This window comes from Pseudoalteromonas sp. Xi13 (assembly GCF_003952205.1).
Classification (GTDB): domain Bacteria; phylum Pseudomonadota; class Gammaproteobacteria; order Enterobacterales; family Alteromonadaceae; genus Pseudoalteromonas; species Pseudoalteromonas atlantica.
In genome coordinates, this window is record NZ_CP034439.1 from 2,725,628 (window position 1) to 2,741,454 (window position 15,827).

A 15,827-nucleotide genomic window follows, 5' to 3' on the forward strand; every position below is an offset into this window, starting at 1 on the left:
AACCATATGGTAGGTATTGATAGCCCAAGTAACCCTAAGAGGAAGAAATGATTACAAAAAATACTTTACTAAAGCAAAAAGGAAAGCTGCTTATAGGTTTAACGCTAAGTGCGCTTGGCGCAACTAACGTGGTAAAAGCCGATGACAGCTCTGTGGCGCCGCTTACATACGTCACCAGTAAAGCAATTGAAAATAATCCAGAGGTACAACAAGCATGGCATACATTTAAATCCTCAATTTATGGCGTAGATGCAGCCCGCTCAGGCTACTTACCTAGCGTTGATGTATCTGCCAGCGCAGGTTATGAGCGCCGAAACTACGGTATAGAAGACGAATACAACCGCAACACTGCAGAGCTTAGTGTTACTCAAATGCTTTACGACGGGTTTAGAACATCTAACACCGTTGAAAGGTTTGAGCGTATTCAGCTCATTCGGTATTTTGAATTACTCTCACAAACAGAGCAAACTGCATTAGATGCATCTATTGCATTTTTAGATGTGCAAAAATTTAAAGAACTTGTGACACTCGCTGAAGAAAACCTGCAAGAACACGAGTCTGTATACCAACAAATTGAACAAAGTGTAGGAGCCGGTGTTGCCCGAGCAGCAGATCTAGAGCAAATTAGCGGGCGCTTATCGCTAGCGCAATCTAATGTGCTAACCGAGTACGCTAACCTGCACGATGTAACCGCGCGTTATTTAAGAGTTGTTGGCGAGCTACCCGTTAATGATATAAAACAAGCCAAATTAGATGAGCAAAACGTGCCCATTTCTATTAACCAAGCGCTTGATATAGCCTATAAAAACAGCCCTGCTTTTTACGCATCGCTTTATAATATAGAGGCGCAAGAAGCCAATGCTCAGGCACAAAAGGCAGCGTTTCATCCAAACGTAGACTTATCTGCCCGTTACGGCACACAAGACAGAGACGAGCTAGGTTTAAACGAAACAAGAACCGAAGCACGGGTAGGTATAGACATAACCTATAACCTGTACAACGGGGGCCTAGATAGCGCCAACCTTGAACAAGCATACCAAGATGTAAATATTGCCAAGTATCAACGCGATCAAGCTTGTGTTGATATTCGTCAAAGCCTACAAATTGCCTATCATAATGTGAACAATATAGAGCAAAAGCTACCCACGCTTGAAAGCTATAAAAACTCGTCAAACAGAGTAAAAATAGCCTACCGAGACCAATTTGATATTGGCCAACGCACCCTGCTTGATGTACTTGACGCTGAAAACGAAGCGTTTCAATCTAACCGCTCGTACATTGTTGCTCAATACGATAGACAAACAGCCATTTTAACTATGCTTAACGAAATGGGTAAACTATTGCCAGCTCTAAATGTTATGTCTGACAAGTACCCAACATTAACAGAGTTAACAGATGACCCAATCGTGCATAACGCACAAAATATATGCCCAAGTTACGATGTAGCTGCCACCTTTAAACGCAAAGCTTTTTTACAAAAAAAAGCCAAGCAAGATAACGCCTACATGAGCGTTACAGCAATGCCTAGGTATTTAGAAATGCCACCAGAGACCCCTAGCGCATCGAGTTTTGCAGATGACGATAACGACGGCGTACCAAACGAGCAAGACACCTGCCCAAGCACCCCAGCGGGAACAAATGTAGACCTATCTGGGTGTACTTTGTATGACCAAGCGACCGACTCAGTTGAAATAGGTATTCCCTTTTCAGCCGACTCAAGCCAAGTGCGCTCAGAGTACTTGCAAGAGGTAGAAAAGCTCGCGGAGTTTTTAAAAAATAACCCTGACAAAAAGGTAGAGATCCAAGGTCACGCCTCATTAGATGGCGATAGAAAATACAACCGTAAACTTTCAGAGCAACGCGCCTTTGCCGTAGCACAATTACTTATTGAGCAATTTGGTATAGCGCCTAATCGTGTTCAATCATTTGGTTATGGTATTGATCAGCCACGCGTTAATGAAATTTCGGTACGTGCTAATGCGGCAAACCGCCGTATTGAGGCGGTTATTACCGATAGTTAAGAGGTGCTTAAAACAAATAAATTTAAAATGTTTTACATAACATTGGATGGTATATGGAATTAAATGATGTACTTGATCATGGCGGCGCACTGGTAGATTGCCTTGCAGTATTGTGCCGCTTTCATGATAAAGATTTTTCAAGGGAGGCCTTATTAAATGGCCTCCCACTAACAGATGGAAACTTAACGCCTTCAGGATTTGCACGTGCTGCAAAACGTGTGGGCTTTAAATCAAAAGTTGTAAATAAGCCTCTTAATCAAATTAATACTGCTTTATTACCCGCCATTATTATTTTAAATAATAACCAAGCGTGCGTGGTAACCGCTATTGATAACCAAAAACAAACAGCGCAAGTTACTTACCCCGAGCTAACCGAGTCTGTTGTAGAAGAAGACCTAGAACAGTTAATTGAAAAATCAACAGGTTTAATTATTTATGCTCATCCAGAGTTTATGTTTGATGAGCGCTCCCCGGTGCTTGAAAAGCTCTCTAAAGACGGCTGGTTTTGGGGCGTAATAAAAGAATGCCGCGCACTGTACAAAGACGTCATAATCTCCGCCATTGCATTAGGCGTTTTGTCTGTTGCCATGCCTTTATTTGTAATGAATGTATATGACCGCGTAGTTCCTAACCATGCAACAGAAACCCTCTGGGTTTTAGCCATCGGTATTTTAATAGCGCTGACCGCCGACTTTGTACTGCGCTTAGTACGCAGCTACTTTGTAGAGCTTGCGGCAAGTCGTATAGATGTAAAAGTGTCTGCGGTTATTATGGAGCGCGTACTTGGTATGAAGCTTAAAAATAGACCCTCATCAGCGGGGTCATTTGCGAGTAACATACAATCGTTTGAAGCCGTACGTAACTTTTTTAGTTCAATAACCTTGGTTGCGCTGGTTGATTTACCCTTTGTTGCTATATACCTAATTGTTATTGCAATAATAGGTGTACCGCTAAGCCTACCCATTATCGCAGGTGCCCTAATACTTTTAAGTTATGGCATAGCAGCCCACAGAAAACTTGAAGCGCTGTCAGAGCAAACCATGAAAGCAAGCTCAATGCGCAACTCCATACTTGTAGAAAGCTTAACCAACATTGAAGATGTAAAAAGTTTTCACAGCGAATGCAAAACCCAATCAACATGGGAAAAGTCAACTATTTATATTGCTCAGGTTAATGCGCAAAGTCGCTTAATCTCAAGCTCAATCTCTAATAGCGCAGCGTGGATACAACAATGTGTTGGCGTGATCATTATGATCATCGGTGTTCATTTAGTTATTGAAGGCGAGCTCACGCAAGGGGGATTAATAGCCGCTTACTTACTTTCATCACGTGCAATGGGGCCGCTTGGGCAATGCGCCGCCGTACTTGCGCAATATCATCATGCTGCTATTGCTATGCAATCGCTTAACGAAATAATGGAGAAAGACGTTGAGCGCCCGCCAAATAAACATTGGTTAAGCCACCCCGTATTAAACGGCGAAATAGAATTTAAAGACGTATGCTTTAAGTATGAAGACGACGCGGCCGATGCGCTTAGTAATATTAGCTTTAAAATAAAAGCGGGCGAAAAAGTGGCTATTTTGGGGCGCAATGGTTCGGGTAAAAGCACCCTCGAAAAACTTATTTTAGGCCTTTACGACCCAACCGCAGGCTCCGTAATGGTCGATAACAACAATATACAACAAATAGACCCCGCAGAACTTCGTCATAACATAGGGTACGTACCCCAAAATATAGCGTTGTTTTTTGGTAGTTTAAAAGACAACCTCACTATTAGCGCATGGCATGCTAAAGATGAGCAAATAATTAGCGCATGCGAAAAAAGTCAGTTATTCGAGTTAATCAACTCTCACCCCGATGGGTTTGACCTACAAGTTGGTGAGCAAGGTCGCCTGCTATCTGGCGGCCAAAAACAAGCAATTGGTATAGCGCGCGCACTAATAAACGACCCCCCTATTATGCTGTTAGATGAGCCTACCTCATCGCTTGATCACAATAGTGAAAATAAAATTATTCAAAATTTAAAAACCGCCACCCAAGACAAAACCTTAATCGTAGTTACTCACCGCTCGTCTTTACTTTCGTTGGTTGATCGCATTATCGTGCTCGATAACGGAAAAATAGTTGCCGATGGGCCTAAACAAAAAGTAATTGCCGCACTGAATAACCAAACAGTGGAGCAAGCATCATGAGTGACAATAAAAAGCCACTAGAGCAGCGCTCTTTTGAATCGGTAAGTAAAGCAATAGAAGCACGTAAAAAAGGTAAGCCTTCAATCTTTAATCGCTTATTTAAAGGCTGGCTTTCGCCTCCTGAATCACAAGATTGGGTAGTCGATGCGCAATGGGAAAAAATGCAGCAAGAGCCTGCCAGCGCACGTTTTTTGTTATACCTCATTTGCATCGCATTTATTTTGCTTACAATTTGGGCAGGCTTTGCGCCACTCGATGAGGTTGCCCGTGGTGAAGGACGCGTTATCCCATCAAATAAATTACAGTTAGTGCAATCTTACGATGGCGGTATGGTAGAAAAAATAAACATTCGAGAAGGGCAAATTGTTGAAGAAGGTGACGTATTAATAAAAATCGATCCTACTCGGTTTATTTCAAGCTTTAGAGAAAACCAATCTAAAGTGCAATCACTCACTGCAAAAGTAGCAAGGTTACAAGCCCTTACCAGAAAAGAAGATCTCGTTTTTCCTGATGAGCTTGTTAAGCAAGTACCCGAGGCGGTCGCTCATGAGCGCTCAATATATTTAAGTAATCGCCAAGAATTAGAGCAGCAAGTGGCAATTCATAAACGCCAGCTAGAGCAACGCAGACAAGATCACATTGAAGCAAAAGCCGCTTTGCAACAACACACTAGCGCTCTAAGGCTAAGTAATCGTGAGCTGCAAGTAACACGCCCACTGTTAAGAACCGGTGCTGTATCTGATATAGACATCATTAGGTTAGAGCGTGAAATAGTTGATTTAAACGGCGAAATAAACCGCACTAAAGCCGTTATTAACCGCAGTTTATCGGCTATCAACGAAGCTAAAAACAAAGTAACAGAAGTCGAACTTGCGATGATCAACCGCTGGAACAACGAGCTTTCGGAGGCATTGCTGCGTTTAGAGTCGATAAAAGAAACCGAATCAGGGCTTGCCGACAAAGTAACACAAACAGAGATCAAATCACCGGTTAAAGGCACGGTACAACGTTTATTGGTTAATACCGTAGGCGGCATTTTACAACCCGGCAGTGACGTTTTAGAAATAGTCCCTTTAGACGATCAACTTATTGTTGAGGCAAAAATACCGCCCAAAGATATTGCCTTTTTACGCCCTGGGCAGCCCGCCATGATTAAATTTAGCGCCTATGATTTTGCGGTATACGGCGGACTAGAAGCCGAGGTACTGCATATAAGTGCAGATACAATTACCGACGACAGAGAAAATACTTTTTATTTAGTGCAATTAAAAACCACTAAAAATAACTTTTCAGAAGAGTTGACTATAATTCCAGGAATGACCACACAAGTGGATATTATTACTGGTAAAAAAACCGTCTTGGAATATTTACTTAAACCCGTACTCAGAGCTACATCGCAAGCAATGACAGAACGCTAAACTGAATTTATTGGAGTAAATTAATGCGTCAAAGTATATTTATTACACAACCCGAACTTGAATCGAGCCACTGGCGAAGTGCGTTTGCAGGTTGTGTAATATGCACCAAAGAACCAAAACAAATTAATGCATCAAGTATTATATGGGTTCTGGCGGGCACTTCGGGATGGCTTGAACTGGTAAAAAAATATGCCCAAAAACGCTTGCCGGTTATTGTAATGACCACAAATCTAGAAATAGAGGAACTTAGAGCAGCCCTGCAAGCGGGCGCAAGAGGCTATGTAGAGGCACTTGCATCTAAAGTAATATTGCAACAAGTACTTGAGACTATTTGCTCAGGCGGTCTGTGGTTACCTGGGCAGCTGCTATCTAATATTGTTGGGGCACTAAGCCAGCAGCAAATAAATTACACCCAAGCGTGCGATATTCAAAGCTTAACTAAACGCGAGCGCCAAGTTGTTGATATAGTTATAACAGGGGCGACCAATAAACAAGCCGCTGAGTCACTTAATATTACAGAGCGAACAATCAAAGAGCACATGAGCTCAATTTTCACTAAGTTAAAAGTGCGTGACCGTATACAACTTATGTTAGCAGTTAAAGGTAACTAGCTTGAGTTGGAATAATAAAACCTTCGCCAGTTATAGTTAAACTTACTAAACAACGGCTTATAGGTTAAATACTGAATTGCATTTACCTATTCGCCGCCATTATTAAACCGCTCCCCTTTTAATTAAAGAGTCGCTTTACGACTCTTTAATTACCCCATCAAAACCTAGATTAACCAGTGTATCTATATCGTCTTGGCTTGTTACGCCCTGCGCGACCACTTTAATTCCAATAGAATGTGCTAATGTGCAAACACCGCGTAAGAAGGTTTGATTGTCTTGGCTGTAACTAATGTTATGCGCGTAAATGCTGTCTATTTTAAGCATTTCTAAGCCAAATTCTTGAATGTTCTTAATCTTAGTGAATTCAGGTCCCACACGTTTAAGTGCCACTTTAGCGCCCATACAACGCACCTGCTCACAAAATTCCTTAAATATATCCTTTTCGTTTACGACAATGTTTTCGCGTATATCAAAACATATATTTTTTGCCAAATCAGGAAAGGCAGACACATAGGTTAATACCGAGGCAAGCGCGGTATCATCCATTAATGTTTGCGCCGAAAGCTCTACAGCAATCAATTCATTTGGCGGCGCTTCACCGTACTGTTTAACAATTTGCTTGATTAAACTCCAATCCAAACGCGCTAATAGGTTTAAGCGATTAGCCCATTGATAGTAGTAGCTTGATTTATAATGTTGGCCGCCAAATTCTAAACTTAAACTAAGCTGGTGCTGCAACAAGGTGTCGTTAAAACCCATAACCTCTAAACAATTTAACTGTATAGTTTTTTGCTCAAGTGCATCCTCAATAGCCTTTTGCCAGCCAGTTGAGTCATCAAAAATTTCACTCTTTTGTTTATTATCAATGACTTTTGCTTGCACCCCAGGTTTGTTACCTGCTGTTTTTAATAAACCATCTACACGGCGTAATAAATCAAAGCGGGTGTCGTTTTTCTCTATGTAGGTACAACTGTGTACAATGGCCAAATCAATATTTTTGTATTCATCAACAATCGATTTATGCAGTGCGGTTATTTGCTCGCTAAGCGCCTGAATATCATCAGTATCGCTAAACAAAACGGTAAAGTCGGTATGTGATATACGCGCAATATAGTTTTCTGAAAAGTGCGCCTGATTCGACTCTAAAAACTGCGTTAACACCTGAGAAAAACGGCGTAAAAAGTTAACCATTTCTACACGGCTAATCGATTCACTTATTTTATCTAAATTAACCACCCTAAATAAAAACAAAGCACCATGGGCATGATCTTTCACTTTTTGTAAATGAGCCTCTAATGTGGCACTAAAATACTCTCGATTGGCAAGCCCTGTTAGCTCATCGTGCTGGGCTTTAAAACGCAACTCCTCTAAGCGTTTATTATCTTCTTTTATAATGCGACTAAACCGTGTCGATAATAAATTCATCGACTGCACAAGGCGTGCAAACTCAAAGGTTTTTGGCACTTTTGATTTAATAAAGCGCTTATCGCCAAAGGCGTTAGCTTGGTACACCACATCATCAAGTGGCGTTAAAATTCTACGTAATAAATACGCACTTATGGCACAGGCAAAAAAGGCCACCACTAAAAAGCTAAAAAACAGTTTAAGGGCGCTTTCCCACAATGCTTGCTCAGCATATTGGCTGTGGCTTTCAACAAATAAGGTGCCAAATTGCTGCCAACCGTTGTTAACCTGCCCTACACCTGGCTGTACATTAAGCCCATATACCGCTCTAAACCAAGCTGGTGCGGTATTTTCTAACGTGTCGGTAAATACGCGCTTTACAATAACCTCACCATTTGGGTCTTGCAGTTCTATGCGTTTGTAGTGGCCGGTATCAAAAGTGGCCGATACTAACAGCTCAAGCTCTACAGGGTCTTTTTCAAGCTGACTAATCATCAGCGCCAAAGAGCTAGCATTATCAACATTTTTTAAATACAGCTGCGTAGAAAAATAGTCTCTAGCAGAGTTAGTACTAATTAACACGCTACTTATAAAGCCAACAAAAATCACCACCAGCAAGGTGATCCACAGCTCTTGCCTAAGAGTGATTTTTCTTTTTTTGAAAAACTTAAATAAGGAAAATGACGCCATTACCACATAACCCCTTCTTGTGATGTCTGCTCCAAAATTTTACGCCAACGCGATAGCCTTGCTGTCGGGCTGGCTACACTTTTGGTCGAGTTATTTGCCCATAAACCTTGGCTGTTAAAACTAAATACCGGGCTTAAATCAACGCGTTTTGCTGCAGGTAACACTTTTGTTATTAAACTATCTAAAATAAGCGGCTGAGCATTAGGCGTAGCAAAGTAGCCTAATACCATGTGTGCTTGTGTTTTGTTTGTACCAGCAAGCTTAGCTTTTACATATATAAGCCTAAGCTTGTCGTCGCTTACGCCTAAGGCGCGTAAGCTAATGTATTTAGCAATGGCATAATCTTCACAATCACCTAAACCACGGCCAAGGGTTTCTAATGGCGTAGCCCAATAGTCGTTTTGCTTCCAAAGCTGTATATCGGTTTGGTATCGAAGATTGCGTGCAAAAAAGTCGTTAACAATTAAAATTTGTTGTTGTTCTGGTTTATTTTGGGTGCGCACCAACATAGTTTGCCAATTACGCGCCACAGTGACTCGCGCAGGGCCATACTTTTGCCCCATTAATTCTATAAAGGTATTAAATTGAATAGTTAAACGGCTCGCAAACACGCCGCTTGAAAGTAAAAAAAATAGCAGTAAATAGCGCAAATTGCTTTTGCACCAAAAAAATAGCTTACTTGAGGAAAGAGTGGGCCTAAGTGTCATTCACAGCCCAAAAAAAGAAAAATTAAAAACATATACTAAACGCTACACTACTTGTTCAAATATTATTCGTAACAACAGCATAGCACTCAATATAAAAGGATGAGATATTTTGTATGTGTTTTTTTACTAGATTTAAATTTTAACTCGGTCATTTCAACATTGCTTAATACATTAACTAACGTATTGAACCATCGTTGTATTTAAAGCTGATTTATCAAACCCTAGATTTACAGAAAAACGCTCCCGTAAGTAGCAAAGTTATGTATTGCTATACGAGTATATTCCACGCGCACGCGCTTAATGCTAAAACCAACCGCTAAAATAGCAGCTTAATGTAGCTTTACTATTTAAAGTACTGGCCAGTTACTTAGTAGTAGGTCACTTTTTTAACTTCACGCGGCTTAATTTCACCTATGTATAAGTCATGCACGCGCTTCATGTTTAGCTCAAGCTCAGTAACGTATACATCGTCAACTGAGTAAGTTTTAATAATTTGCGCACCTTTAATTATGCCCTGCACTTTACTTTCCATGTAATCGTTTTGAGCAATAGCACCTGCTACAGACGTGCCCGCTGTAATTTTTTGCCCATAAACTTGCTCAGTCAGTTCACGGTACGCCTCAAGCTTAGAGGCCTTAATTGCCATTAATTGCTTTTGTGATTTATTAGCCCCTTGCTGCAAGCTAATAGGTGCATAACCAACCGCTTTAAGTATGGGATAATTATTTGGCTCTACATATTTGTACTCAACATGTTTATCAAACACGTTGCTGCAACCGGCAAGGCCAAGGCCTGCTAAAGTAAGTAATATAATTGCACGCATTTATTTGCACCCTTTAAACTAATTGCGCAAATAAATGCAGGTTTAATGCCATTTGTTATAAAATCCTCATATTGGTGCAGTCCTTGCTTAGCTAAAGCGTAATTAACTAATTTTATGTGGAGTACCAGTATGAACACGTTTTTATCATCACTATTTGCAGGTGTTACTAGCGCTGCATTATTAACGTTTTCTACCAGTACTTACGCACAATGGTTTGAATCTACCGGCCATGCACAAATACAAAATGGCGACATAAGCAGTGCTAAATCGGCCGCAATTAAAGATGCAATTACACAAGCATTAGTGTTTTCTGGCGCCCGGGTTAGCTCGGTACAAACCTTGGTAGACGGCGTGTTAACGCAAGATCAGCTAAAAATTAGTAGCCACGGCGAAATACAAAAAATAGAGCTGGTGAGCGAGCAACGCCAAAATCAACAATTTGCCATTACGCTTAGGCTTGATGTATTTGCCCAAACAGAGCAATGCCCACAAAGTAGCTTTAATAAATTTGTTGCTGTAACCCAAAGCCAGCTTGTTCATCGTGAACATGCCTTAATGGGTCAAATATTTGACGTAAATAAAACCATTAGTAAAAAGTTATTTAGCGCTTTGCAAAGTACAAAAATGAGCGCCCTGCCCGTTGCTTACTACAATAAAGCAATTAATGTAGACAATTACTTTAATCAGCAGCACGACTACTCAAATGCACAACTAGAAGAGCTTTCAGCCAGAAGCAACGCGCAATATGTTTTATTAAGCCAAATAACCAATTTAGCGCCAAGCGATAAACTCAACAACGACTACGCCTTTTGGCAAGACGAAACCTACCAGCGCAGCTACGCTATTGAGTTTATGTTGTTTGATGGCACCACGTACGAACAATTATGGCAAAACAGCTATCATACCCAAGCTGTATGGCCATTTGAAAAAACAGCCATAGTTGATGTAAATAGCGATAGGTTTTGGCAATCACCTTTTGGGCAAAGTATTAGCGATATAAATCAAACGGTCAGTTACGATATACAAGCGGCTATGGCGTGTTTTCCTACTAAAGGAAAAATAATGCACATGGAAAACAATAAATTGGTGATAAACCTAGGCAAAGATCATGGCCTTAAAAAAGGCCAACTATTAAGCATCGCGCACCATAACTACTTAACCGATGCACAAGGCAATACTATGCCGCATACCGTCACCACGCTTAACACCATTGTGGTTGAGCAACTTTATAAACAAAGCGCCATTGCTGTAAGCCTTAACGATAAGCCTTTGCCTGGGGTACAAATAAACGATGTGGTAGAGGTTGCAAGCCAAGAACGCTAAATAAGCGCCCGTTTTAAATTTGGGTGCTCTGCCAACCACTGGGCTAATTGCTCAACGCCCGCTAAACGCGGATAGTGTTTTCTGCAAGCAAATACCACATTACGCTGCTGATTAGGAAAAATAGGTAAATAATCAATCCCTACACGCTGTGTACACGCAAGCTTGGGCACAAATGTCACCCCGTCATCTATCGCCACCAGCGCCAATAAAGTCTCTAAACTATTGCCCTGATATTGGTTTGACACATCCACTCCCGCAGCAAAACAAAACTTTTGGGCTTGATCTTTAAAGCAATGGCCATCACTTAACATTAATAGGCTACAACTTTGTAAATCGCTTAGCGCTACTTTTTTACGGTTAGATAACGGGTTATCGGTTGAAACAGCAACCATAAAGTCTTCTTTGTACACGTTAACCGTATGGTAGTTTTTAAGCTCGGGAACATCGGCCAAAATTGCAAAGTCGAGCTCGCCGTTATCAAGCGCCTCTAGCATAATCGCTGTTTGCATTTCTATAAACGAAAAGTGGCTCTCGCTAAACGCCGCTTTCATAGAGGTCAGTAAAGCGCTGAGTAAGTACGGCGCAATAGTAGGAATAATACCAATTCTTAGCTTACCTTGTAGCGGCCCGTTTGAAGTAGCCGCCAGCTCTTTTAAGATTTCTGTTTGCTCTAAAATAACGTTTATTTGTGTCAACAAACGTTCACCTTGCGCTGTTAATGTAACTTGCTTAGTTGAGCGGTCAAATAAAACAACATTAAGCTCTTGCTCAAGCTTTTTTACTTGCCCGCTTAGTGTAGGCTGGCTAACAAAACAGGCATCGGCCGCTTTGCGAAAATGCTTGTGGTGCGCTATTGCTTTTACATACTCTAAATCTTTTAAGTTCAAATTCATCTCCACCTGATAGGCTATACCTATTAGTTTAATACAAACAAACGATTGGAACTATATTTAAATTCTCGCCATAATGGCTCCAACAAATCAAGAGGAACAAACTATGTTAAAGAATATTGAAGGTCAAACAATCCCAAGCGTTACATTTGCAACACGTCAAAACGACGAATGGAAATCAGTAACCACAGACGAAATTTTTACAGGCAGAACCGTTGTTGTGTTTTCACTACCGGGCGCATTTACACCAACCTGTTCATCAACTCACTTACCACGCTACAACGAGTTAGCCGGTGTACTTAAGCAAAATGGCGTTGATGAAATTGTATGTGTATCAGTAAACGATACATTTGTAATGAACGCATGGGCAGAGCATCAAGAAGCGCAAAACATCACATTATTACCTGATGGAAACGGCGAATTCACTGACGGCATGGGCATGTTAGTAGATAAAAACGATTTAGGCTTTGGTAAGCGCAGCTGGAGATACTCTATGCTAGTTAAAGATGGCGTTATCAACAAAATGTTCATCGAACCAGATTTACCAGGCGACCCGTTTGAAGTTTCTGATGCAGACACAATGCTTGACTACATCAACCCAAAACAAACTAAACCAGAGCCAGTAACCGTATTTTCTAAGCCTGGTTGCCCTTTCTGTAAAAAGGCAAAAGAGCTACTAACAGAAAAAGGCTACGCATTTGAAGAAGTTGTTATGGGTGCAGGCGCTACATTAACAAGCCTTAAAGCAATTTCTGGCCGTGACACTGTTCCACAAATATTTATTGGTGGACAACACATTGGCGGCTCAGACGATTTAGAAAAATACTTTGCTTAATTAAGTAAAAAAATAGCAGGGGCGTACGCGCCCCTCTATATCAATCTCATCGCTCAGATTGAAAATAATAAAGGATACCACTATGAAAGAATTACAAACCGATGTTGTTGTTATAGGTGCAGGTACTGCAGGCTTAAGCGCATACCGTAACGCAAAACAATTCACCCCTAACGTTTTAATGATTGAATCAGGCCCGTACGGTACTACCTGTGCACGCGTTGGTTGTATGCCAAGTAAATTACTTATTGCCGCAGCCGAAGCCGCGCATTCAATTGAAATGGCACCTGCATTTGGTGTACATAGCTCAAAGCCAAGAATAGACGGCAAAGCAGTTATGGCACGTGTTAAAAGCGAACGAGACCGCTTTGCAGGATTCGTAGTAGAAGCCGTAGACGACATTCCTGATGAAGATAAAATTCGTGGCTACGCCAAGTTTTTAGACGCCAACCGCGTGCAAATTGACGATGACATCATTATTACTGCTAAACGTTTTGTTATTGCCACGGGTTCGCGCCCATCATACCCTGGCGTGTTTAATAACTTTGGCGACAAACTTATTATAAACGACGATGTATTTAACTGGGACGACCTACCAGAGTCAGTGGCTGTATTTGGCCCAGGCGTAATAGGCCTAGAAATTGGCCAAGCACTTAGCCGCTTAGGCGTAAACGTAAAATTATTTGGTGTTGGCGGCGCAATTGGCCCACTTACCGACCCAGTAATTAAAGACTATGCAAACACTGTTTTTGCTGAAGAATTTTTTGTAGATACCGACTCAAACGTATCTGACATGATGCAAGTTGGCGATAAAGCCCAGCTTACTTACACCGATAAAGACGGTGCTAAACACACCGAGCAATTTGACTACGTACTTGCAGCCACAGGCCGAGTACCCAATGTAGACAAGCTAGGTTTAGAGAATACCGGCATAGAGCTTGATGAGCGCGGTGTGCCACACGCCGACCCGCACACAATGCAATGTGGTAACTCAAATATATTTATAGCGGGCGATGCCAGCAATATGATCCCCCTGCTACACGAAGCATCTGATCAAGGCACCATTGCCGGTCAAAATGCTGGGCGCTTCCCCGATGTACGCATTGGCCTTCGCCGCGCAAAAATTGCCGCAGTGTTTAGTGACCCACAAATAGCAATGGTAGGCGACAGCTACAAACAAATTACAGACCGCCTAGGTGAATGTGGTTGCTTTGAAGTAGGCGAAGTGAGCTTTGAAAACCAAGGCCGCAGCCGAGTAATGCTTAAAAATAAAGGCCACATGCGCGTTTACGCAGAGCAAGGCACAGGCTTATTTTTAGGTGCAGAATTTATTGGCCCACAAGCCGAACACCTTGCTCATTTATTAGCATGGGCTGTGCAAAACAAAATGACCGTACCAGAAATGCTGGATATGCCATTTTACCACCCAGTAATTGAAGAAGGTTTACGCACTGCCCTTCGCGATTTAAATGCCAGACTTAAATTTGGCCCAGATATTATTAACAGCTGTATGGAATGCGGACCAGGCGCTTAACTTTTATACAGTAATAAAACAAATACATACTTGCTAACAAAAAGCCAAAACAGTCGTTTTGGCTTTTTTATGCGCTTTTTTAACGCTAATACCTATTGTATTAAATTATGATGTATTTATAGCAACAGATAAACAGAGTACATACAAAGGCATAATTTTCGATAGGCATATGTTCTACTTAAAAATTTATAACGCCGTTTACGCTTTATTTAGCACGTTTGAATGACTAAATTTTTAATTCGATTGCTATAACCTCTCAAAAATTATTTTAGCTGTTACACTTATTTGATTACTCAATCACAACAAGATGGAAAAGCTATGCCCAATAATAAATTTAGACTAGTCACCCGCAGCGATTTCGACGGCTTAGTATGTGCCGTACTGCTCAAAGACTTAGACCTAATTGATGACATTTTATTTGTACACCCAAAAGACATGCAAGATGGCAAAATAGACATAACTGCAAACGACATTACCACTAACCTACCCTACGTTGCTGGCTGTCACATTGCATTTGACCATCACTTAAGCGAAACCGTACGTAACGCAAGCGATATTAAAAACCATGTAATTGACCCTAAAGCTCCTTCTGCTGCACGCGTTGTTTATGATTATTATGGCGGCGCAGAAAAATTTCCAAACATCAGCACAGACATGATGGAAGCGGTAGATAAAGGCGATGCAGCGCAGTTCTCAAAAGACGAAATACTCAATCCAACAGACTGGGTATTAATGAACTTTATCATGGATGCACGCACAGGCCTTGGCCGATTCCGCGAGTTTAAAATTTCAAACTACCAATTAATGATGAAGCTAATTGATGCCTGTAAAGACCAAAGCATTGAAGATATTTTAAAAATGGAAGACGTAGCCGAACGCGTTGCGCTTTATAACGAGCATAACGAAAAGGCCAAAGAGCAAATAGCACAATGCGCAACCGTGCATAAAAACCTCGTGGTGCTAGATTTAACTCAAGAAGAAACTATTTACGCCACCAACCGCTTTGTTATTTACGCCATGTACCCCGACTGCAATATATCAATTCACAAAATGTGGGGCCTTAAAAAACAAAACGTAGTATTTGCCATAGGCAAATCAATCACCAACCGCAGCTCAAACACCAATGTGGGCGAGTTATGCCTCAAATACGGCGGTGGCGGCCACTTAAACGCCGGCACCTGCCAAGTAGAAACCAGCAAAGCCGAAGCAGTGCTTGATGAGCTGATTGATACGATTACGAGTGATGGTTGAGCTGTAAGCTGTAAGCTGTAAGCTGTAAGCTGTAAGCTGTAAGCTGTAAGCTGTAAGCTGTAAGCTGTCAAAATTTTAAAGCGAGTAGATTTATATTTACTCGCTTTTTTATGCGTAGTTATAAAAATTAC

The 15,827-nt window shown here is 41.3% G+C and carries 12 protein-coding genes; 8 read left to right on the forward strand and 4 right to left on the reverse strand.

Going from position 1 to position 15,827, the window contains the following annotated elements; translation table 11 throughout:
- Positions 1-47: 47 nt before the first annotated feature.
- Genes EJ103_RS12245 through EJ103_RS12260 form a run of 4 tightly spaced genes read left to right on the forward strand, consistent with a single transcriptional unit; the run spans position 48 to position 6,242 of the window.
- Positions 48-2,021, forward strand: a complete 1,974-nt coding sequence (locus tag EJ103_RS12245) for a TolC family outer membrane protein (protein WP_096739239.1) — start codon at positions 48-50, stop codon at positions 2,019-2,021.
- A 53-nt stretch (positions 2,022-2,074) separates the two neighbouring features.
- Positions 2,075-4,213 (forward strand): type I secretion system permease/ATPase, encoded by a 2,139-nt coding sequence (locus EJ103_RS12250; RefSeq protein WP_024033056.1) that lies wholly within the window; start codon positions 2,075-2,077, stop codon positions 4,211-4,213.
- Positions 4,210-5,631, forward strand: a complete 1,422-nt coding sequence (locus EJ103_RS12255) for an HlyD family type I secretion periplasmic adaptor subunit (RefSeq protein WP_126007887.1) — start codon at positions 4,210-4,212, stop codon at positions 5,629-5,631. Before EJ103_RS12250 ends, EJ103_RS12255 begins: the two co-directional genes overlap by 4 nt.
- Before the next feature lie 23 nt (positions 5,632-5,654).
- Positions 5,655-6,242, forward strand: a complete 588-nt coding sequence (locus EJ103_RS12260) for a response regulator transcription factor (RefSeq protein WP_024033058.1) — start codon at positions 5,655-5,657, stop codon at positions 6,240-6,242.
- A 135-nt stretch (positions 6,243-6,377) separates the two neighbouring features.
- On the opposite strand, the gene EJ103_RS12265 is transcribed toward EJ103_RS12260, so the two are convergent.
- From EJ103_RS12265 to EJ103_RS12275, 3 genes are all read right to left on the reverse strand, one after another.
- Positions 6,378-8,336 carry a LapD/MoxY N-terminal periplasmic domain-containing protein gene (locus EJ103_RS12265; RefSeq protein WP_126007888.1) on the reverse strand — a complete coding sequence of 653 codons (1,959 nt, stop codon included), beginning with the start codon at positions 8,334-8,336 and terminating at the stop codon, positions 6,378-6,380.
- Positions 8,336-8,986 carry a transglutaminase-like cysteine peptidase gene (locus EJ103_RS12270; protein WP_036963734.1) on the reverse strand — a complete coding sequence of 217 codons (651 nt, stop codon included), beginning with the start codon at positions 8,984-8,986 and terminating at the stop codon, positions 8,336-8,338. Before EJ103_RS12270 ends, EJ103_RS12265 begins: the two co-directional genes overlap by 1 nt.
- A 424-nt stretch (positions 8,987-9,410) precedes the next feature.
- Positions 9,411-9,866, reverse strand: a complete 456-nt coding sequence (locus tag EJ103_RS12275; protein WP_004589651.1) for an LPP20 family lipoprotein — start codon at positions 9,864-9,866, stop codon at positions 9,411-9,413.
- A 129-nt stretch (positions 9,867-9,995) separates the two neighbouring features.
- On the opposite strand from EJ103_RS12275, the gene EJ103_RS12280 reads away from it, so the two are divergent.
- A complete protein-coding gene (locus EJ103_RS12280; RefSeq protein ID WP_126007892.1) occupies positions 9,996-11,189 on the forward strand; it encodes a flagellar assembly protein FlgT in 1,194 nt (397 codons plus the stop codon).
- On the opposite strand, the gene EJ103_RS12285 is transcribed toward EJ103_RS12280, so the two are convergent.
- Positions 11,186-12,076, reverse strand: coding sequence for a LysR substrate-binding domain-containing protein (locus tag EJ103_RS12285; RefSeq protein WP_206435484.1), 891 nt, complete (start codon positions 12,074-12,076; stop codon positions 11,186-11,188). The two genes, EJ103_RS12280 and EJ103_RS12285, sit on opposite strands and share 4 nt — an antisense overlap.
- Before the next feature lie 109 nt (positions 12,077-12,185).
- Between EJ103_RS12285 and EJ103_RS12290 the strand changes: the two genes are divergently transcribed.
- From EJ103_RS12290 to EJ103_RS12300, 3 genes are all read left to right on the forward strand, one after another.
- A complete protein-coding gene (locus EJ103_RS12290; protein WP_126007895.1) occupies positions 12,186-12,914 on the forward strand; it encodes a glutathione peroxidase in 729 nt (242 codons plus the stop codon).
- A gap of 82 nt (positions 12,915-12,996) precedes the next feature.
- Positions 12,997-14,445: a dihydrolipoyl dehydrogenase gene (locus EJ103_RS12295; protein ID WP_055252881.1), complete on the forward strand. Its 1,449-nt coding sequence runs from the start codon at positions 12,997-12,999 to the stop codon at positions 14,443-14,445.
- A 318-nt stretch (positions 14,446-14,763) separates the two neighbouring features.
- On the forward strand, positions 14,764-15,696 hold the full coding sequence (locus EJ103_RS12300) for an exopolyphosphatase (protein ID WP_126007897.1): 933 nt from the start codon (positions 14,764-14,766) through the stop codon (positions 15,694-15,696).
- Positions 15,697-15,827 lie beyond the last annotated feature (131 nt).

Coding starts and splice junctions, on each gene's coding strand:
- EJ103_RS12265 (WP_126007888.1), bottom strand. CDS start 8,336: ATGGCGTCATTTTCCTTATTTAAGTTTTTCAAAAAAAGAAAAATCACT.
- EJ103_RS12295 (WP_055252881.1), top strand. CDS start 12,997: ATGAAAGAATTACAAACCGATGTTGTTGTTATAGGTGCAGGTACTGCA.
- EJ103_RS12280 (WP_126007892.1), top strand. CDS start 9,996: ATGAACACGTTTTTATCATCACTATTTGCAGGTGTTACTAGCGCTGCA.
- EJ103_RS12275 (WP_004589651.1), bottom strand. CDS start 9,866: ATGCGTGCAATTATATTACTTACTTTAGCAGGCCTTGGCCTTGCCGGT.
- EJ103_RS12245 (WP_096739239.1), top strand. CDS start 48: ATGATTACAAAAAATACTTTACTAAAGCAAAAAGGAAAGCTGCTTATA.
- EJ103_RS12300 (WP_126007897.1), top strand. CDS start 14,764: ATGCCCAATAATAAATTTAGACTAGTCACCCGCAGCGATTTCGACGGC.
- EJ103_RS12290 (WP_126007895.1), top strand. CDS start 12,186: ATGTTAAAGAATATTGAAGGTCAAACAATCCCAAGCGTTACATTTGCA.
- EJ103_RS12255 (WP_126007887.1), top strand. CDS start 4,210: ATGAGTGACAATAAAAAGCCACTAGAGCAGCGCTCTTTTGAATCGGTA.
- EJ103_RS12260 (WP_024033058.1), top strand. CDS start 5,655: ATGCGTCAAAGTATATTTATTACACAACCCGAACTTGAATCGAGCCAC.
- EJ103_RS12250 (WP_024033056.1), top strand. CDS start 2,075: ATGGAATTAAATGATGTACTTGATCATGGCGGCGCACTGGTAGATTGC.